The organism is Fervidicoccaceae archaeon (genome assembly GCA_038734945.1).
Classification (GTDB): Archaea; Thermoproteota; Thermoprotei_A; order Sulfolobales; family Fervidicoccaceae; genus ARK-14.
Genome location: JAVYOA010000009.1, coordinates 350,745 through 369,869, shown reverse-complemented (window position 1 = coordinate 369,869; position 19,125 = coordinate 350,745). Strand labels below are relative to the sequence as shown.

Here is a 19,125-nt window from a genome sequence, read left to right as displayed (position 1 = left end):
CTTTCCGGAGGCTATCTTTCCTTTGCCTCCTTTTCTCTCACTAGCACAACATTTATCTGTACTATGCTGTCATCAATAGTGTTTCCTCTCACTATCTTTCTTCTTCTCTCTCCTCTGTTCCTTGGATGGTATCCTGGCGGCCCTGACAGAAGAAGTTTTTTCTTCACAGTTCCCGGGACATCGGCCCTCATAGGAAAGCCGCTGTTGTCACTTCCTCCTCTAATAACTAGTTTTCCATTCAATCCAATTATCGTAGCATCTATCTCGTCTCCTATTTTCATTCCCACTAGCCTTCTGCTAGTTAGCTCATCTAGAGTGAGCTGAAATGCTCTAGATCTGAATGCTTCTCCCTCTGCTTCTAGCTCTCCAACTTTTTCAGCCAGTAAGTCCTGAGGTACTTTCACTGTGTTTTCCTCGATACCCTCTTTTATTACTGGCTTCAGGTGCATTTTCACCTCTTTGCTTCCTTCCTTCACTAATCTCAAAGCCAATACGCCATCTTCGATGTTTAGTTTTTCAGCCAGCGCTTTTGATATCTCGCAGGTGGGGAGCCTTCTACCTTCCTTTTGCTCCTTGCTTAGGGGAATTTTTTCATCCCCTATTACTTTTACCTTTATCTTTTGTGTTGATTGAAATCTATCCGAAACTATTAGCTTGAACTCTGGCATGGAATATTCTCCCTCTCATCCAGAATTCCCGCGGTGCGGTTCATTCCCGGATATTCAAATCTGTTTATCTTTGAATGGTTATAAAAGATATTGTTTTTAAGGCTATTCACAGATGCTTTTCTTGGAGATTATCATGGAGAAGGCTGAAAAGCCGCTGAGACAGCCAATTGTAGTCGTCATGGGACATGTTGATCATGGAAAAACTACTCTTCTCGACAAGATAAGGGGGACGAGTGTAGCCAAGAGAGAGCCGGGCGAAATTACTCAGCATGTAGGTGCAAGCATTGTTCCATCGAGAGTAATAGAGGAAATAGCTTCTCCGCTGAAGAAGATGTTTCCAGTTAAGCTCAAAATTCCTGGTCTTCTCTTTATCGATACTCCAGGACATGAGCTCTTCATGAATATGAGAAGGAGGGGTGGAGAGATCGCTGATTTTGCGATACTTGTAGTTGACATTATTGAAGGGTTTAAAGAGCAGACAATCGAATCTCTGCAGCTCATAAAATCGAGAAGGGTCCCCTTTTTAGTTGCTGCCAACAAGATAGACAAGATATCGGGGTGGAAGAGCTACCCTAATGAGCCCTTTATCTTCTCTTATCAAAAACAATCACAGCATGTTAGAGATGCCCTCGATGAGAAAATATATTATTTGATGGGTGAACTGGGAAAATATGGCTTTAACAGCGATAGATTCGACAGAATAAGGGACTTTACTAGAACGGTAAGCATAGTTCCAGTCTCGGCAAGAACAGGAGAGGGGATAGCTGAACTTTTAGCTGTTCTAGCTGGACTTGCTCAGCAATACCTGAAGGATAGATTAACTTTTGCTGCTGGTCCAGCAAAGGGGGTAGTTCTGGAAGTCAAGGAAGTAAGTGGGCTGGGACATACAGTTGACTGCATAATTTATGATGGGGTTCTTAGGAGGGGAGATACTGTAGTTCTTGGAGGAGTGGATGGAGTAATTGTAACAAAGGTTAGAGCAATTTTGATGCCCAAACCTCTCCAGGAAATCAGATCTCCGGAGGACAAGTTCATGAATGTGGATGAAGTATATGCTTCGAGCGGAGTCAAAATAGTTGCTCCGGATTTGGAGAAGTCGCTTGCTGGAAGCCCCATACTGGTCGTAGGAGAAGATCAGAATATCGAAGAAATAAAGAGGAAAATCATTGAGGACATCGAAAGTGTCAAGGTTAAAACCGATAGGTCTGGGGTAATCGCAAAGGCGGATGCATTGGGATCCTTGGAGGCACTTGTTGAGGCGCTGAGAAGAGAAAAAATACCAGTTAGATTGGCTGATGTTGGCTCAATCTCGAAGAGAGATGTTGTGGAAGCATCAATTTCTAAACAGGAAGATGAAAGCCTGGGAGTGATCTTGGGATTCAATGTGAAGGTTCTCCCTGAAGCAAAAGAAGAAGCAGAAAGGGCTGGAATTCATATCATGCTTAATAATGTAATTTACAGACTGTTGGAAGATTACTTTAACTGGAGGAATGAGCTAAAAAGAAAAGAAGTAGAAAGAAAGCTTGAATCCCTTGTATGGCCAGCTAAGGTTAGAATCCTTCCAGGTTTCATTTTCAGAAGAAGTGATCCAGCAATAGTTGGAATAGAAGTGTTGGGTGGAATTCTCAGGCCCGGAGCACCATTAATGACTGAGGATGGAAAGAAGGTTGGTGTTGTCAATCAATTACAGGATAGAGGGCAATCTATAAAGGAAGCAAGGGTTGGAATGCAGATTGCCCTTTCAATAAAGGGGAATGTCGTAGTTGGTAGGCACATCAACGAGGGTGATATCATGTATACTGATGTTCCAGACCAGCATGCTAGAATGCTGCTGACAGAGCTAAAGAGCTATATTAGCGAAGACTCTCTCCAGATACTCAACGAAATTATTAAGATAAAGAGAAAGACTGATCCATTATATGCATTTATCTAATCTCGCAAGGAGACCCATGCTTAGAAAGGAGACAAATTGTGTTGATTTTAAATCTGCTATATTCAAATGTATTATGATGCTTTCGCGCATAGCAGCATCTATGTAATGTATTTGCCATGCTTCAGAAAGGAACACAGCAGGATTTAAAAGCATGAATTAATATAGCTCAAGTGCTGGAATATTCTCGCTATAGGAAGGAGTTCACATGAAGCTATCTGTGATTGCTCCTCTTAGCAAAATACTGAACAAAATAGCGAATTTGCTGTTTAGCAGAAAGTTTGACCAGACTCAGACAGGTTTAATAACCTTATCTTCAATATGAAAATTTGCGCAGAAAGGTAATAGCTAGAGGAGGAAAAGCACAGATGCCCAAAATCTTCATTGTAAAGGGAAAAATGCTGTTATCACATGACCATTTCCCGAAAGAGCAACCTTTCATGTTGGAAGTTACAGGAATTTCGGAAAAAGATGTAAAGGAAAAAGTGTATTCTATCCTTGGGAGCAAGCATAAACTGAAGAGATATCACATAAAGATTGAAGAAATAAAGGAAACTGAGGAACCAATGAGCAAGAATACTTTAGAGCTTCTCGAGCTGAAAGGGTGGAGCGCTTGAGCGAAAAAGTGCAGATTGATGCAAGTGCACTACTGCAAACAATAGATAGGCTAGAAAAATACATAGCAGGGCTGAGAGAGATAATTGAGGATCTAAACGAGAGGCTTATAGAAACAAGAACTGCCATTGAGGGGATAAAGAAATTGCAGTCTGGAACGCAGGGGGAAATGCTGATATCCATTGATAAGCATGGAAACTCGCTAGTTAGGTTCAGAGGAGAAGTAGCACCTGCAGCAATAGTTCATCTGGGACTAGGAATATATGTTGAGGATTCTTTTGGAGATGCTGTTAAACTGCTCGAAGATAGGGAACAGACTTTGAAGAGTGAAATAGAGAGAGTAGCAAAAGAGCTGGAATACAGAACAAAGGAGTATCAGCGTTTGCAGGCTCTTGTATATTCACTCGCCTCACAGAAGTAGGAGACTGTGTGAAGCTAAGAATGTTCAATGCGCTCAAGAATACCTTTTCGAAGTTTATAGAGAATGTATCTACCAGAGTTGGAACTAGAGAAATTACCGAGAAAGATCTAGAAGAGCCTCTTGATTCTCTTTTAATTGAACTTGTTCAAAATGATGTGGCATACCAGACAGCAGAAAAAATAGTTGAAAGATTGAGATCTCAACTTCTTGGAAAGAGAGTTAAAAAGGGGGAAGATTTTGGGAAAATTGTGAGGGATTCCCTTAAAAATATCATCATGGAAGAAGTAAGAGAATCAAACTTCGACCTTGTTAACGCAGCATTTCAAAAATGCGAAGAAAGGAAGGAACCTTTCGTTGTTGTCTTCATGGGAGTCAATGGTGTTGGAAAGACTACAAGCATAGCAAAAATAGCATATATGGTCAAAAAGAGGGGAATGACTCCGCTCATAGTTGCTGGAGATACATTTAGGGCCGGATCGCAGGAGCAACTTGAGACTCACGCAAATAGGTTGGGAGTTCCAATAATCAAAGCTAAATATGGTAGCGATTCAGCATCAGTTGGATTTGATTCAATAGTTTATGCTAAAAAGAGGAATCTTTGCCTGATCCTCTTGGATACAGCGGGTAGAATGCATATAGACAGAGACTTAATCGAGGAATTGAAAAAAGTAGTGAGAGTAGTTAACCCGGATCTCAAATTGCTGGTTGTGGATTCGCTGACAGGAAACGATGCCGTTGAGCAGTCTATTACTTATGATAGAGAGATTGGTGTCGATGGATTTATACTTACAAAGGCAGATGCTGACACTAAAGGGGGTAGTGCCCTGAGTATAGCCATGGAGACTGGCAAGCCAATATTCTATGTAGGTACAGGTCAAAAATATGAGGATCTGAGGCCTTTCAGCAGAGAATGGTTGATTTCAACATTGCTTGGCGGCGATGGTAGTTGAGAAATGAGAGAAGAAAAGCTGAAGTTTATAGGGCCTTTGACAAATCAATAATTATTGCCCTGAAGAACAAAGATATCGATGAAAGGACGCTTGGAATGAATGTTTTGATGCTTTCACGGAAGCTTAATGTAAGATTTGACAGAAGCAGATCAATCTTCATATGTCGAAAATGCGGCTCGATATTAATTCCAGGCAGAACGGGCAGATATAGAATACATTCCAAGGGAAAGATAGCTTATTTAGGTATAAAATGCTTAGTCTGCGGCTGGTACAGAAAAAAGATGTTGAGGGAATGAATATGGGAAAAAATGAAGTAAGAGTAGGAAAAGGTGGAATAACGGAAGGCATAATCAATGAGATAAAGAGAAGGTTGGAAATTGAGAAAGAAATTAAAGTTAGGATAAATAGAAATCTGCTAGAACAGGGAAAAAACAGAAGGGAAATTGCAGAACAAATTGCTTCGCTCTGTGGAGCAGAGCTAGTTGAGATAAGAGGTCATACATTTGTTCTCAGATCCGCTAAATTGAAGAACGTGGGAATCCTCCAATAATAGGCTCTTTCATTGATTTTTTAAACAGAGCAAATGGCATGGATTCCGTGTTGTATATTGCTAAATAGTTTCCCAGGATATCTAATCCTATCAAGCCAAATGTTTCACTCTTGAATCTGCTGTTGACGTATTGCAGGAGCGTCCTTCCAGAAATGTTAATTGACCCAAGCAAAGTGGCCTCCTCGACAACTGCTCTGGAAATGCCAAGAAGAGTTATAAGTTCTCCGATTCCGGTCGAAGCTGCTGCAGCAAAGTGATTAGCGAAGAATCCTGCTCCAGGTATTGGAGTGTCTCCTATCCTACCAGGTAGCTTTCCAGATATGCCTCCAGTGCTAGCTCCAGCAGCAGTTCCACAATTGGAATCTATCGCGACTGCTCCAACAGTGTCGCTTCGCCATTTTGCCCTCTCCATTGAAACATTTGATATAATAGCTCGTTTGAGAAGATCGCTCTCCTCTTTAAATCCATTTTCGAGTGCAAATTTTCTAGCCCCTTCACCAGAGAGGATAACGTGAGGAGTTTTTTTCATGACCAAGAGAGCCACTCTTATTGGATTAGCTATTCCCCTCAGAGCTGCAACTGCACCTGCGTCGAACTTTTTTCCGTCCATTACTCCGGCATCCATCTCAATGTAGCCATCAGCATTGAAAACTGATCCCCTTCCAGCATTGAATTCTCCCGAATCTTCTAGGTACGAAATAGCCTCCACTACAGCTTCAACTGCAGAAGATCCCATGCTCAATCTATTGAAACCATATTGGGCAGACTCGAATAGCACCCTTCTTGCTTTTTCCAATCTATCAGAAGAGATTAGACTCCATCTTCCTGCCCCACCGTGTACTATAATCGATGGCTCACATTCCATAATCCTCACCATCAAAAGGTCTTTATTTTTTTAGACCAGTTAAAAAGATCTTTGAAAATTAATAATAGAATGTTATTTTTGATTATGTCGTTTTCTCAAATAATTAACAAATTTTCGATATACTATGATATTTTAGAGAGTCTCCTAAAATGAAAATTCAGGCAGAGGCTGTTCCGTTGTATGGAAAAGGAGAAATATGTGTTGCTGTTATTGGAAAGCTCTCTAGAAACACTTCCTGGAAAGCTGATAAAGACAAAGAAGGCAAAGGCATTATCGAAGAGATATGGAATACCTCCTGAGTTTCTTTTGTTGGATGTCAGTGTTTTTCACAGAGAGATGAAACGTTTTGGAATATCAATGAATAGGGGAAGGCCGGATATAGTGCATCAATTCCTATTGGCGACGCAGTACTCACCATTGAATTTGAAGGGTAAGCTCAAGGTATATGTGCATACTAGGAATGGAAATATAATAGATGTGAGGGAAGATGCACGAATTCCAAAAAATTATTTTCAATTTGTAGGTCTGATTCAACAGCTGTTTATGAAAGGTACCGTTCCCTCTCCTAGCTACCCATTGCTAAGCCTCAAACAAGGTATGAACTTGGAAGATTTTCTGAAGGATATTGGAGTTGAAATGCTAGTTCTTCTGCATGAAAAGGGAAGAGATTTGCCAAAAAATGAGCTTAAAAAGTATAAGTTTCCTCCGTATGCTTTTGGTATTGGAGGATTTCCTAGAGGTGATTTTTCTAGCAAAGTCTTCTCAATTTCAAGAGAAAAAGTAGCTTTCTATGAAGGAATGAAGTTGGATGCATGGATAGTAACGAGTAGATTGCTCTGCTTTCTGGAAAACTTAAGTTGAATCAATTTTAATCTGGAGGGTCTAATTATTATTCGGGGGGTCTCAGATGCAGGGGGAGAGGTGCTTCGATTATGAGGAGCATACTGCAGATGTCATAGTTCTGGCCTGGGGAAAAACTCTTGAGAGGGCTTTTGAATGCGCAGCAGAGGGAGTAACAGAGATTATGGTTGATAGAAGCTCGCTGAATGAAAAGGATGAAAAGAGGATAATTGTAGCTGGCTTCGATCTCGAAAACTTGCTTTACAGATGGATTGAAGAAATCTTATTTCTATTTGATTCCCAGAGATTCCTCATGAAGAGGGCAAAGATAGAGAAGCTTGTACTGGATAATGATTTTTACCTTGAAGCAGAACTAAAGGGTGAAATCTTCGATCCGAAAAAGCACGAGCAGAGAACGCATGTGAAGGCTGTAACATACTCTCTTATGAGCATAGTAAAGGATAATGACCTATGGAAGATAAAGTTTACAGTTGATATATAACCATGGAAAGCAAGAACCTAGTCGTAAGGAGGCTATGATGAAAAGAGGGTCTCTCGAGCTATGCTGTGAAGATAGCCGGAAATGCTGAGCCTCAAAGGAATAGCTTAGACCTTCCCAAAGTGTTTTAGCATGTGTGCTTTCTAAACATTCAAAAAGTGTTAAAAGCTTAAAAGGCAATTTTCAAAATTTATTCCAAGATTGAAAAATATGCGGCGGTCGTCTAGCCTGGACTAGGACGTCGGCCTCCCAAGCCGGTGATCCCGGGTTCAAATCCCGGCCGCCGCACCTAAAAAATTTGAATGAGCAGGGGGTATGAATGGCGCTGGTTCAGGCTATTCTCGCATTCCTTTTCTTCTTCTTTCTCGCCTTAGTCCTCATGGATTCGGATAATCCAAAAATGAAGAAGAAAATGGTTTTTCTCACTATTGCAGTTGGAGCAATCTTTGCTGCATCCTTTTATGTTTATATAGAATCGTTTGGAACGAAGCTCTCAATTTATCCTCTGTTCATATTGGAAAGTAAGGGGGGATATTCAACAATGTTGATTGATCTATCTCAAATAGTTCTCATAATGATGATGTACAAAGCTCTAACATATCTCAGGAGTGTCCGCTTCCATAAGAAGTAGAATAACAGCAGTTTCATGCTAATGAGAAATTGTTAAAGAAGTCCAGTCTTCTTGCAAAGAATGTTGAGCAGTTCAGTTGAAAAATAAACTATTATAAACCCTATTACGGAAAGTTTAGAGCGAGCCGCGGTAGTATAGCCCGGTCAAGTATGCGGGCCTTTCGAGCCCGTGACCCGGGTTCAAATCCCGGCCGCGGCACCTCTATAACTGGCGCGGGCTTCAAAATAGATATGAGAGGAGAAAGATGAGTGAGGAGGAGGGGCTAAGCAGAAAAATAAAAGATATGCTGGCAATGTGGAGGAGAATACTGAAGCTGTCCAGAAAGCCGGATAGTGAGGAGTTCAAGCTGCTGTTGAGGCTAAACCTCCTAGGATTCACTTTAGTGGGGTCAATAGCTTACATAATCCACATACTAGTCACTGTTGTGTTTCCAGCAATAAGGGGAGGATGATACTGTGAGCGAAACGGAGGAAGGTAAAAGGCAAAAATCATCATTTTTTTTAGTTAAAACGAAGGCTAGGCAGGAGCAAAATGTAGCAATGCTTATTGAAAAGAGAGTGAGATCACAAAATTTGGATGTGTATTCAATCATAATACAGCCGGAGATGAAGGGATACATAATAATAGAGGCACAAAAGAGCAGCATTGTTGACCTAGCAACAAGAGATCTTCCAAATGTTGGCAAGAGAGTTCAGGGAATTCTTAGTTTAGAAGATGTTGAGAGGGCTATAAAGCCAAAGGAGGTTATCGAAGGGCTAAATCCTGGAGATATGGTGGAAGTGATAGCTGGGCCCCTCCAGGGTATAAAGGCACAAGTGGTTCAGGTAGATAGGGAGAAGAAAGAGCTCGTTCTCAATATACTTGAGTCTGCCTATCCTCTGAAAATAACAGTAAGCGGAGATTATGTAAAGCCTATCAAGAAGGGGAGTAGCTATGAGTGAAGAAGTGAAGATCCTTAATCTGGTGCTTCCCAATGGGGAAGTAAAAAGTAAAGACGTTGAAGAAGTGAAAAATTATGGGATCGATCCGAATAAGGTGCTGAACGATCTCAATATAAAGCTCACAAGGTTAAAGGGCAAGGAAGTAAAGGTGAGAATATACATATACACGAAGAGCAGAGACTATCTCGTGGAAGTAATTCCTCCGCCCGTTTCTGATGTCTTGCTATGGAAGGCTGGAGCAAAGGAGCCAAGTGGAGATCCGGGCCACAAGAAAGTTGGGGATCTGAGCATTGAATCGCTAGCAGAAATAGCTATTGCTTTGAAGGATGAGCTGAAGGCAAAGACCATAAAGAGTGCAGTAAAGTCTTTGCTGGGGACTGCTAAAAGCATAGGATTAACGATTAATGGAAAGGATCCAAAGGATGTTGTGAGGGAAATTCAGAGTGGAGCTTATGATTCGGTGTTGGATAAATACGCTAAGGAATATGAGGAGGCATAAGCAGGGTTTTTTAACTGAGAAAACTCATATGGATTGAGCTAATAAGCTGGTGATTAGAATGTCGCAGGCAGTTGCACTTTCCTCGAAGCTCGATGAGGCAATCAAAGATTTGCTCAGCAAGGGACAGAAAAGGAAGTTCAAACAAAGCATAGAAATGATAGTAGTATTCAAGGATATAGATCCGAAAAAGCCTGAATTCAAAATTAGGGAGCAAGTTTTCCTTCCATACTCTCCAAAGAAGGACCCGGAAATATGCATCGTAGCTGACGGAGATCTAGCGGTGCAGGCAAAGAATTTAAATGTAAAGAATGTTATAGATAAGCAGTTGCTTGATGAACTGGGAAAAGATAAGAAGAAGGCTAAGAAGCTGGCAAGAGTATGCGATGTGGTTTTAGTACAGACAGATCTCATGGCTTTGACGGGTAGAGTTCTTGGTCCTGTTCTTGGACCAAGAGGGAAAGCTCCCCTCCCCCTACCCCCCAGAGTAGATTTGTCGTCCCTGCTTGAGAGATATAAAAGACTTGCAATAGTTAGAATAAAAGATCAGCCTCAGATCCAAGTGAGAATTGGGAGCGAAGACAATACACCAGAAGAGCTTAGGGAAAATGCTTTAGCTGTATTAAGTGCTATTGAAAATAAACTGAAGTCTCTCTCCAATGTCTCGGCAATTTATTTCAAGAAAACTATGAGCTCTCCAATTAAAGTTAAAATGAGGTGAAAAGTGTTGAGATTACTGCAGAAAAGAAAGGAAATACCGGAAAGCAAGAAAAAGGAAGTCGAGGAGCTCATCAAGCTCATAAATGAGTATCCAGTCATTGCTGCTATCGATGCAAGCTCACTTCCAGCGGATCTGTTGCAGAAAGTTAAGTTCTTCATAAGTAAAAAATATAGAGGAAAAATTGTTATTAGGAGCACTAAGAATAATCTGTTCCTACTGGCTGCGAAACTCTCTGGAGTAAAGGGACTTGAGGAACTCGAAAGAAGAGTAAGAGGACAAAAGATCTTTATCTTCTCCAAGCTAAATCCCTTCCTACTATATAGTTCCATAAGCAGAATAAAGCTACCTGCTCCAGCAAAGGCAGGCATGAAGGTAGAAAAGGAAATAGCTGTCGAGCCAATGGATACAAAGCTGCCTCCGGGGCCTCTGCTGAGCGCATTTGGAAAGCTCAGGATACCCACAAAGGTTCAAGGCGGAACAATTTGGATAGCAAAGAGAACAGTTCTCGCAAAACCAGGAGATATAATAAGTGAGGACCTCGCTTCAATGCTTCAGAGGCTTGGAATATTTCCTGGAGAAGTGGGGGTAAAAATAGAGTTCGTTCTAGAAAATGGGATGGTTTTAGAAGAAGAGCAGCTCAAGCTGGATGTAGATAAGTATGCACAAGAAATAGCTCTGGCTTACTCTTTGGCAATCAATTTTGCTTCAGAAATAGCTTATCCTGAGCCAGAAGTCCTGAAAATATCCATAGCAAAAGCATATAGGAGAGCTCTGTCGATTGCTGCTGAGTCAGCTTTCATCACACCTGAAACAGCAGAGGCTGTCATCTCTGCTGCTGTGAGAAGGGCAAATGTTCTAGTTGCAGCTATGGGAGAGAAAGCTAAAGAAATAGGCATCGAGCCTGTAGCTGCAGCAGTAGCTCCAGCACAGCCAGCTGCAGAGCAGAAACCAAAGGAGGAGAAGAAGGAAGAGAAGGCTGAAGAGGAAGAGAAGAAGGAGCTCAGTGAGGAAGAGCTGGCAAGTGGGCTAGGAGCACTCTTTGGACCATAAGCTCTCAAAGAAGCTGCTCCATCTATCAATAAAATTTCATTTTGCAGACCAATAATAATTTTTCAAGTTCTGGTTTTTTGAGTTTGCTCATGCTGATTTATTTCATTGTTTGAAGTTGAGAAAAAGAAAAGAGCGGGCCCGCGGGGATTTGAACCCCGGACCACCGGCTTTCCCCGAACCCTTCTAGCAAGTGCTTAGAAGGCCGGCGCCCTATCCTGGCTAGGCTACGGGCCCTGTTTATAGAATAATCTATTTCGGTTTTTTAATGTTTTTATCCAGTTAATTGCTGATTCAAAAATGGCTTATTTCTTCTATGTAGAGTAGAGCGTTCATATCAATTGCGTTCTTGCCAAATATTTTTCTACGAACAAGAACTTGTTGAGGGATATCGAATATCTTAGAAACATTTCTTGCTATGAGGCCATCACTGCTAGAGGCTATAATTTCCATTCTCGATAGACGAATGAGCTCAGAATCAGCAGATTCCGACAAAATACCCTCCGTATCAACAGCTTGAGAGAGAACTTCTCTAGCAGATCTTATCCTCTCCGCGCTAAATGAAATTTGTTTGTCCATAACTAAGTACAGCTTGCTTGGTTTAGCATAAGCTATGACTTTCTTTATTTCCTCTATAGCTTCAATAATAATTTCTTCACTTTTTTTGGATCTCCCCAACGCGCTTGCTATGTCTCTTACTAATCCATCTGTGCATCTAAAAACCAAATGACCTTCAAGGGCTTCAGCAATTGTAGTTATAACATTGTAAAAGTCCATGGCTAACGTTTTCCCCTGAATTTCTTCCAGAGAAACAATTTTTTTGAGTATTTTTTCGCTTTCCTCCCTGGAATCAACGCATCTAATCAGCAGCTGCTTTTCAATAGAGTTCAGCTGCTTCTTTGACTCAACAGCTAAAATTGAATGATGAGGGGAGAAACCTAAATCAAGCATATGACGGTATAGTCTAGCTGCTTCAATTACTTTCTTGGGTTCAATCCATTCTCTAGGACTTTCCAAATCTCATCAACCTTGACGGGTTGATCCACTTTGATGAATGCATGTTCTCTTCTACCTCCTCCTCTACCTCCATATTGCTGTTTAAGCAATTCTGCTATTCTTCCTGCATCTAGTTCTTGGGATGCAATTTTTCCAAGGCTAATTTCGATGTTCTTACCTTCACTTATGAGAACTATTGCTGCTTCTGGTATTTTGTCAACTATTTCTTTGAGAATTTCGCTTAATCCCTCAGAATCTCTTACGAGGACCTCAAAGATAACTAGTCTGGCCCCTCCAAAGCTTCTGAAGTTATTATCCAGTGCTTTCTCTATGAGCTTCCCCACTAGTTTTCTATATGAGGATATCAATTCCTTGTATTCAGATAGTTCGCTAGCGATAACCCTTGATCTTTCTTTGAGCTGAAACGTCTTGACGTTGAACATTGAAGCGACATCTTCCATTGTGCTCAATAGCTCTCCGGCATAGTCAACCAGCCTAGTTCCGGCTACATACTCGAATCTCACTATTCCATCCTGCAGCTTTGAGACGCTTGTTATTTTTATTCCGCCTACTTCTGATGTGTTGGAGAGATGAGTTCCGAAGCAGGCTTCTACATCTAACCCAGGTATCTCGACAATCCTTATTTCTCTCTGAAGAGGAACTCCGCCTTGATATATTGAGAATCCATACTTTCTTTCGGCTTCATTTCTATCCAATACATAGGTATTCACAGGCATTCTCTCTTCTATTATTCTATTAGCCTCTTTTTCTATGAGCCTTACAGTCTCCTCGCTTGGAAGTTCGTAGTGAGTAATATCCAGCCTTCCCTTCTCTGGGGTCTTCTCAGCTCCTGCCTGCCAAACATGACTTCCAAGAATCTTCTTCATTGTACCAAGAAGAATGTGAGTGGCTGTATGATGCCTCATATTTGCAAACCTTCTCTCCCAATCTATTTCAAGCTCAACTTCCTTTCCTTCTTCTATTGATACTGTATTCTCTAGCCTGTGGACCACAATATTCCCAAATTTTTGCGCTCCTGTTACTCTGAAGCTTCTCCCATCTGCAGTTATTTTTCCTGTATCGCTTGCTTGTCCTCCACCTGTTGGGTAGAAAATAGTCTTATCCAGGACAATTTCCCTTCCGTTCACTCTGAGCACTCTTGCCTTAGTTTTTCTTAGATAGGGATCCTTGTGAAACAATAGTTCAGTAGGAGGAAGATCTGCTACCCATTCCGGAATAGATTCAGCATCGCTCTTTTTTCCAAGACTGGTTGAAGAGGAGCTCCTGGCTATTTTAGAATAAAAGTCAAATGGAAGAGGTAGAGATATTCCTCTTTTTCCAGCTTCTGACACAATTATATCTGGAGGAATGCCTGATTCCTTGTATATTTTCTCGAATGTTTCAAATGTGGGTGAAGATGACGCTATCTCAATAGACTTTGAGAGCTTCTCCCTTATTAGCTGCTTGAACCTCTCTTCCTCTATCTCCACCACTTTCAGTATATAAAGCATATTTTCCTTTAGCCTTGGGTAATCCGCACTCCAGAACTGTATTTGCTTCTCAATAAAATCGACTATGCTCAACGAAGGATCTATAAGATATAGAGTTTTTAGGGCTCTCCTTATAACTAGTCTCGCTAGGTACCCTTCACCTTGATTGGATGGAACTATGCCGTCTGCAAGCATATAGGAAATTGTCTTGCTATGATCTAGGAGTGTATATAGCTTAACCTCGTTCTCCAGGACCTTTTTCGCATCATTTGTGCTTAGTCCGCTCTCACGTGCAATGGATTCTATAAACGATGAGATGCTCATTCTGTTCGAAGGGTCGAGAAGGCCAGCCCTTCTAAACGACGCCCACAGGAAATTCTCGTTTGGTTTATCTAAATTTAGTTTTTTTCTGAATTCATCCACTAAGCTTCCATAAATTGCCATAAAAGCTGTTGGAGTCTTTCTAGTGAGCCATGCTATCCTCTCAATCCCATAACCTGTATCCACAATTTCCAGGGGGATCCTCTCCAATCCTCCGTTTGTTGTTTTGTACTGCATGAAAACAAGTGTAGCTGGTTCCAGCCCACCTACCGTGACCTCGAAGCTTGGTCCAGCGTTGCCACCTCCTGTCCACCAGGACTCCTTATAGACAAGAAGCTCTGGGGGAATGCCTATCTCCCTGGTGAAGAATTCGAAAGAATAAGCAACTGTTTCATCTTTCCAGTAAATCTTTCTTCCTTCTCTCTCGTTAAATGCATGATGTCCTCCCATCTCAAATAGGGTAAGATGCCTCCCCATAGTAAGACCAACGTTGTCTATGTCCTCTAGCCTAATGCAGGGCTGACTAATAACTAGAGGATTTGCTGGAGGCGGCACAATACCGCTTGTCACATGTGGCTGAAAGACAACAATACTGGCAATTGTGAGATAAAGATCCTCCCTCCATCTAGCAACTACCGGTCTTGGAGGTATTATTTCATGTCCTTTCTTTTCAAAGAATTTTAGAAAGGTCTCTCTAGCTTCTCCTACGCTTAGGGGTCTCCTTACAGGAATTTTGTGGAAGAAGTACTCAACGCAGGGAGCGTCCTGGCAAGTATCAAGTTCTGGATTGAGCGTCCAAAAATAAGTTCCACATTCCTTGCATTTTTTTCTTATAAAGCCATTTTCTCTGAAGAAATTCAGGGCATATTCTCTCTCATCTGCTGTAGCTATCATAGGCACACCTTCCTTTGGCATAATTGGACACTTAATTTTTGAGAATACGGGATTTATAAGACCCTTGTTTTCAACTACTTCTGCTGTATGTGAGCGCAGCTATCATCGAAAATATGCACATGTGTGCCAAGCTTTGTTAACATCTTACCATAGACTTTTTCAAGTACTTCTTCTCTCATTACCTCGCTGGGTTCACCGAAGAAGTATGTCTTCCTATTCAGAATGAGAAGCCTGCTTGTTTTTTCCATGAACACAGCTGGGTCGTGGCTTGTTATTAGAATTAGCTTTTTGTTGGAAAAATCTATAATTTTCTTCGCTAGCTCTTCCCTAGTACTTGGATCTATTGAGGAAAGAGGCTCATCGAGAATGAGTATGGGTCTATCGTGAAGAATTGCTCTAGCTATAAATACCTTTTGCTTTTGTCCTCCACTGAATGATCTTATATCTTTATCTAGCTCACGTTCGCTAAGTCCAACTATTTCGGCGCTCATTCTGATTACTTCTTCTTCGGTCTTCTTGTCAAACTTCTGTCCTGATGCTTTTAGCTCAAAGCTGAGGAGCTCCCTTGCAGATATTGGGAAAACTATGTTCTTTTCAGAGATTGTCAATTGAGGAACAAATGATATATACTTAGAAGCTAGAACAGATTTTCCTGTAATATCTATCCCATTAATTTCAACCTTTCCCTTTTTCGGTTTGACTAGCCCCAAAATTCCTCTTAGTAATGTGCTCTTTCCAGCTCCATTTGGTCCTATTATTTGTATAATTCCAGTTCCTCTATAACCAAATGTCATGTTCTCAATAATGCTTTCTCCATTGTAGGAGATAGTTAACCCCGTTACCGAGATTGACGTCTCAGCTTTCATTTTTTGTGCACACCTCCAGCACAAAAAACATTAAGAAGTGCACATTTATTAACCTTTTCGAAATATTAACATTAGAGGTGTCAGCATGAAGAGTGGGCTGATTTTTCTTATATTGCTATCACTATTCTTGCTAGTTCCTTCAACTTTGACTAGTTCAGGCCAAGGAGAGAAGATAGTCGTGACATTTCCTATTCTCCAGGGAGATGTGGAAAGAATTGTGAATGGTAGTATTGAGGTAGTATCGCTCGTGAAACCTGGCGTTGACCCTCATGATTATCAGCTATCTCCATCGGATGCAGAAAGCTTGAAGTCATCATCGCTAATAATCAGCACTCTGCACACATATATGGAAAATCAGATAGATTCCATGATTAAAAGCGGAGAGATAAAGGCTAAGTACCTAGTTATACCGCAAATAAATGGAATTCAGTATGAAATCAATCCAAATAATGGGATTTGGAATCCTCATATGCCTGTCTATGATCCAAGGAATTACCTTCTTTTTATAGCGAATCTTACACAAACCTTGGACGAAATGTATCCGAATATGTCTGCTGTCTTCAATGCTGAATATAACAAAGTGAGGCAGCAAATAAATCAATTGCTGAGTGAGTACGAAGGCAGAGCATCAGGTTATGCTGTTGCTTCCAGCCCAGAAGTGCAATATGCTGTGGAGTGGACTGGAATAAAAATAGTTAGATTCGTGCTTGTTGATGAAGACGTGGGTGTTCAGCCAAAGGACATCAATGCTGTTGAGGAATATCTTTCCAATGGAACTGCAAAGTATGCAATAGTTGCAGCAACCTACTCACAAAGCACCGGCTCCTGGACCCCCTATTCTAACGTCGATGCAACTCTAGTAAATTTGGCACAGAAATATGGAGCAAAGATAATCTATGTTCCCACTACTTCGGGAAACTTGAGCATATTGGACTCTCTGCAGCTTATAACGAAGGAGATATTTAGTTCGGGAGGAGAGACTGCTACAGTTAGTGGAAGCGGAGACATCGCTGCGTATTATATTCCCATAGTTATGGTTATATTGATTGTTATGGTGGGAATAATCCTATATAGAAGGGGAAAACATTGAGACGCCTAAAGCTCTTCACAGCGTTGTCAATTACAGTTTCTACTGCTATACCTTTCATTTTTAAGTTGATTTTTCCCAGCATGATAAGCTTAGTGTGGATAGTAGTTCTCCTTTCCTCAGCAATTTCCTTCGCTGTGCTAAGCACTTTAATAGCGGCAAGGAATTTGTATTTTCTAGCAGGATCAATTCCGCATTCAGCTCTTTTCTCAGCAAGCTTTGCTATGCTCATATCCTTCATAATGGGAGGAAGCTCTTTTGTTTGGAGCCTTTTGATCAACACAGCTCTTATACTAGCTGTTGGCTACGTGATCCACAGTGGGGCTGACCCAAACAAGGTAACATCTATCTTTGTAGGAATGACGGCGTCCCTCACTGTCACTGTCCTCTATTATCTGGTAAACCACTTCTATGTAGCAAAGAGCATCACATCTGAAATACTTGGGGATCCTTTCCTTTCAACCACAGCGGATGCCTACATATCACTCGCATCGCTAGCCTTCACGTTGATTGCATTTTTCTACAGCTATAGAGAGAATATATTGATAGGGCTGCTTGGTCGTGAATCTTGGCTTTCTGGCATAAATGTTTACCTTCATGATTACGTCTTTTACTTGCTCCTGGCCGTCGTTAGTGCTTCATTTATGAAGGTAATAGGATTCATATTGACACACATATTCATTTTGATTCCTGGAGCCATTGCCTCCATTGCCGCAGAAAGGAGCAATGAAGCAGTTAGCATGGCTTTGGGAATGAGCCTTCTCTCCGCATCTATTGGACTTGTTGCTGGAATAGCTCTGAATCTATCTCCAGCAGGCATTACAGGGATAATTATGATGATAATATATGTTTTATTGGTTTTAATGAAAAAGGTGAAATGAAATGGCCAGGAAAAGAAGGTTTGGTATAAGTCTAAGCGAAGATTTAGCTGAAAAGCTCGATTCAATTTGCACTGTACTCAAAGTAACTAGATCCTCCTTTATACAAGATACTGTACAACAAGGCATAAACTCCCACATGCATTATTTGTCTGAGCATAACTGCGAAGGAATAATTATTGCAATCTGGCCAAGCAGTTGGGAGAGGGGAAGTGAAGTTGAGAAAATAATGGAAAAGTTCAGTGAAATAGTAACATTCAATACTCATATTCACTCTTATGGAAAGTGTGTGCTGTTGGCATCGCTTAAGGGGTCTTCAAAAACCATAGCCAGCCTTCACACAGAATTGAAAAAACTTGGAAAAATAAGTGTTCAATATATCCCTTTCAATGAGATGATGAATAGCGAAGAAGCTCAAATAAATCGGTGATCATAACTCTAGCAGTTCTCCAGGCAGGACCTGCTGGCCCCTCTGCATATATGTACTCCTTTTCCTCGAGCTTTAGCATCATAGCATTGTAGTTACCCGAAACTCTGGACAGAGGATTTTCCTGTGAGAGCAAAACAGGCTGAATCTTGGCCTCCTTTTCTTTAAAGGAGAGAGAGGCAATATATTTATATCTCATTTTTCTCAGCAGAGCTTTTCTTACATCGCTCTCTGAAATGCTGAAAAGAGGAATCCTTTCTACATCTTCAAATTTTATGTTTTGTCCAAGGATGTTTGAGAGTATAACGAGCTTTGCTGCTGGATCCCACCCCTCTATGTCAATTTTTGGGTCTGGCTCGAGCAGTTTTTCAGCCTCCGCTTTCGATATTGCTTCACTCCAGCTGAGACCTTCTTCTACTTGAGTCAAGATGAAGTTTGTGCTTGCATTGAGAATTGCAAGCATTGTCTCAATATCTCTTCCAAAAACTCCTCTAGCCAAATCTGTTAGAGGAATCCCTGCCGCTACGGTGGCTCTGAATCCTATGTATGCTCCTTTTTTTATCGATGTCTCCATTATCTCCGAATAGGCAAGGGCTAATGGTGTTTTATCTGCTGTTATGACTGAAATTCCCTGTTTAAGCAGATCTAAAACAATGGAAATGTTCGGCTCTCCTGTCTTATAGGATGGAGGGATAGCAATAAAGGCCACACCACGTGGATAAAGTTCGTCTATAAAGCTCTGATATGAAATGTCGGTAGAGAAGTTAGGAAGTTCATTTAGTTTTCTTGCTGTACGAACAGCATCTATGAGCAATTTTGCATCGTCTTTTCCTCTTATCCTAATTCCCCCCTTACTTACAACAACACCTCTCACATCGGTTAGATTCCAGAGTTCATCGCGGAGTATGAGCTCCCTACCAACATTGCCAAAACCTAATATTAGAGATGGAATTTTTTCCTCTCTCCTGCTCATAGTTGTTAGCACCTTCGTT

At 41.1% G+C, this 19,125-nt stretch carries 23 protein-coding genes and 3 tRNA genes; 19 read left to right on the top strand and 7 right to left on the bottom strand.

The window, feature by feature from the left end:
• Positions 1-11 precede the first annotated feature (11 nt).
• A complete protein-coding gene (locus QXR92_06325; protein MEM0319613.1) occupies positions 12-668 on the bottom strand; it encodes a S6e family ribosomal protein in 657 nt (218 codons plus the stop codon).
• A 133-nt stretch (positions 669-801) separates the two neighbouring features.
• On the opposite strand from QXR92_06325, the gene infB reads away from it, so the two are divergent.
• The 6 genes from infB to QXR92_06295 all read left to right on the top strand — a co-directional run bounded on the left by infB (position 802) and on the right by QXR92_06295 (position 5,134).
• Positions 802-2,601 (top strand): translation initiation factor IF-2, encoded by a 1,800-nt coding sequence (gene infB, locus QXR92_06320; GenBank protein ID MEM0319612.1) that lies wholly within the window; start codon positions 802-804, stop codon positions 2,599-2,601.
• Positions 2,602-2,927: 326 nt separating this feature from the next.
• On the top strand, positions 2,928-3,215 hold the full coding sequence (gene rpl18a, locus QXR92_06315) for a 50S ribosomal protein L18Ae (GenBank protein ID MEM0319611.1): 288 nt from the start codon (positions 2,928-2,930) through the stop codon (positions 3,213-3,215).
• Positions 3,212-3,634, top strand: coding sequence for a prefoldin subunit alpha (gene pfdA / locus QXR92_06310; protein ID MEM0319610.1), 423 nt, complete (start codon positions 3,212-3,214; stop codon positions 3,632-3,634). The genes rpl18a and pfdA overlap by 4 nt, the downstream gene beginning before the upstream one ends.
• An 8-nt stretch (positions 3,635-3,642) precedes the next feature.
• The gene (gene ftsY / locus QXR92_06305) at positions 3,643-4,584 is read left to right on the top strand and encodes a signal recognition particle-docking protein FtsY (GenBank protein MEM0319609.1); all 942 of its coding nucleotides are present in this window, start codon (positions 3,643-3,645) and stop codon (positions 4,582-4,584) included.
• Positions 4,581-4,880, top strand: a complete 300-nt coding sequence (locus QXR92_06300; GenBank protein MEM0319608.1) for a ribonuclease P Rpr2/Rpp21/SNM1 subunit — start codon at positions 4,581-4,583, stop codon at positions 4,878-4,880. Before ftsY ends, QXR92_06300 begins: the two co-directional genes overlap by 4 nt.
• 2 nt (positions 4,881-4,882) lie before the next feature.
• Positions 4,883-5,134, top strand: a complete 252-nt coding sequence (locus QXR92_06295; protein ID MEM0319607.1) for a YhbY family RNA-binding protein — start codon at positions 4,883-4,885, stop codon at positions 5,132-5,134.
• Here the strand turns inward: QXR92_06295 and QXR92_06290 are convergent.
• Complete coding sequence (locus QXR92_06290) at positions 5,103-5,999, bottom strand: isoaspartyl peptidase/L-asparaginase (protein MEM0319606.1); 897 nt, start codon at positions 5,997-5,999, stop codon at positions 5,103-5,105. The genes QXR92_06295 and QXR92_06290 overlap by 32 nt on opposite strands.
• 180 nt (positions 6,000-6,179) lie before the next feature.
• On the opposite strand from QXR92_06290, the gene QXR92_06285 reads away from it, so the two are divergent.
• The 10 genes from QXR92_06285 (at position 6,180) to QXR92_06240 (ending at position 11,177) form a co-directional block, all read left to right on the top strand.
• On the top strand, positions 6,180-6,860 hold the full coding sequence (locus QXR92_06285) for a hypothetical protein (protein MEM0319605.1): 681 nt from the start codon (positions 6,180-6,182) through the stop codon (positions 6,858-6,860).
• Positions 6,861-6,906: 46 nt separating this feature from the next.
• Positions 6,907-7,341 carry an archease gene (locus QXR92_06280; protein ID MEM0319604.1) on the top strand — a complete coding sequence of 145 codons (435 nt, stop codon included), beginning with the start codon at positions 6,907-6,909 and terminating at the stop codon, positions 7,339-7,341.
• 209 nt (positions 7,342-7,550) lie between these two features.
• Positions 7,551-7,626, top strand: a tRNA-Gly gene (locus QXR92_06275).
• 31 nt (positions 7,627-7,657) lie between these two features.
• Positions 7,658-7,969, top strand: a complete 312-nt coding sequence (locus QXR92_06270; GenBank protein ID MEM0319603.1) for a hypothetical protein — start codon at positions 7,658-7,660, stop codon at positions 7,967-7,969.
• 123 nt (positions 7,970-8,092) lie between these two features.
• Positions 8,093-8,167: transfer RNA gene (locus QXR92_06265), tRNA-Glu, on the top strand.
• A gap of 46 nt (positions 8,168-8,213) precedes the next feature.
• On the top strand, positions 8,214-8,420 hold the full coding sequence (locus QXR92_06260; GenBank protein MEM0319602.1) for a protein translocase SEC61 complex subunit gamma: 207 nt from the start codon (positions 8,214-8,216) through the stop codon (positions 8,418-8,420).
• Between the two features lie 4 nt (positions 8,421-8,424).
• On the top strand, positions 8,425-8,910 hold the full coding sequence (locus QXR92_06255) for a transcription elongation factor Spt5 (GenBank protein MEM0319601.1): 486 nt from the start codon (positions 8,425-8,427) through the stop codon (positions 8,908-8,910).
• Positions 8,903-9,409 (top strand): hypothetical protein, encoded by a 507-nt coding sequence (locus QXR92_06250; protein MEM0319600.1) that lies wholly within the window; start codon positions 8,903-8,905, stop codon positions 9,407-9,409. The genes QXR92_06255 and QXR92_06250 overlap by 8 nt, the downstream gene beginning before the upstream one ends.
• Positions 9,410-9,467: 58 nt before the next feature.
• Complete coding sequence (locus tag QXR92_06245; GenBank protein ID MEM0319599.1) at positions 9,468-10,127, top strand: 50S ribosomal protein L1; 660 nt, start codon at positions 9,468-9,470, stop codon at positions 10,125-10,127.
• Between the two features lie 6 nt (positions 10,128-10,133).
• Positions 10,134-11,177 (top strand): 50S ribosomal protein L10, encoded by a 1,044-nt coding sequence (locus QXR92_06240; protein ID MEM0319598.1) that lies wholly within the window; start codon positions 10,134-10,136, stop codon positions 11,175-11,177.
• Between the two features lie 133 nt (positions 11,178-11,310).
• Here the strand turns inward: QXR92_06240 and QXR92_06235 are convergent.
• The 4 genes from QXR92_06235 to QXR92_06220 form a co-directional block, all read right to left on the bottom strand.
• Positions 11,311-11,411, bottom strand: a tRNA-Arg gene (locus tag QXR92_06235).
• Between the two features lie 57 nt (positions 11,412-11,468).
• Entirely contained in the window at positions 11,469-12,191 is a 723-nt protein-coding gene (locus QXR92_06230) for a DUF5616 domain-containing protein (GenBank protein MEM0319597.1), read from the bottom strand.
• Positions 12,152-14,896: an alanine--tRNA ligase gene (gene alaS, locus QXR92_06225; GenBank protein ID MEM0319596.1), complete on the bottom strand. Its 2,745-nt coding sequence runs from the start codon at positions 14,894-14,896 to the stop codon at positions 12,152-12,154. The genes QXR92_06230 and alaS overlap by 40 nt, the downstream gene beginning before the upstream one ends.
• A gap of 53 nt (positions 14,897-14,949) precedes the next feature.
• Complete coding sequence (locus tag QXR92_06220; protein MEM0319595.1) at positions 14,950-15,741, bottom strand: metal ABC transporter ATP-binding protein; 792 nt, start codon at positions 15,739-15,741, stop codon at positions 14,950-14,952.
• Between the two features lie 85 nt (positions 15,742-15,826).
• Here QXR92_06220 and QXR92_06215 point away from each other — a divergent pair, with 85 nt between their 5' ends.
• The 3 genes from QXR92_06215 to QXR92_06205 are packed head-to-tail and all read left to right on the top strand — an operon-like array spanning position 15,827 to position 18,136.
• Complete coding sequence (locus tag QXR92_06215) at positions 15,827-16,831, top strand: zinc ABC transporter substrate-binding protein (GenBank protein MEM0319594.1); 1,005 nt, start codon at positions 15,827-15,829, stop codon at positions 16,829-16,831.
• On the top strand, positions 16,828-17,709 hold the full coding sequence (locus QXR92_06210) for a metal ABC transporter permease (GenBank protein ID MEM0319593.1): 882 nt from the start codon (positions 16,828-16,830) through the stop codon (positions 17,707-17,709). Before QXR92_06215 ends, QXR92_06210 begins: the two co-directional genes overlap by 4 nt.
• A gap of 1 nt (position 17,710) precedes the next feature.
• The gene (locus QXR92_06205; protein MEM0319592.1) at positions 17,711-18,136 is read left to right on the top strand and encodes a hypothetical protein; all 426 of its coding nucleotides are present in this window, start codon (positions 17,711-17,713) and stop codon (positions 18,134-18,136) included.
• Here QXR92_06205 and QXR92_06200 read toward each other — a convergent pair.
• Entirely contained in the window at positions 18,093-19,106 is a 1,014-nt protein-coding gene (locus QXR92_06200) for a hypothetical protein (GenBank protein ID MEM0319591.1), read from the bottom strand. The genes QXR92_06205 and QXR92_06200 overlap by 44 nt on opposite strands.
• Positions 19,107-19,125: the final 19 nt, after the last annotated feature.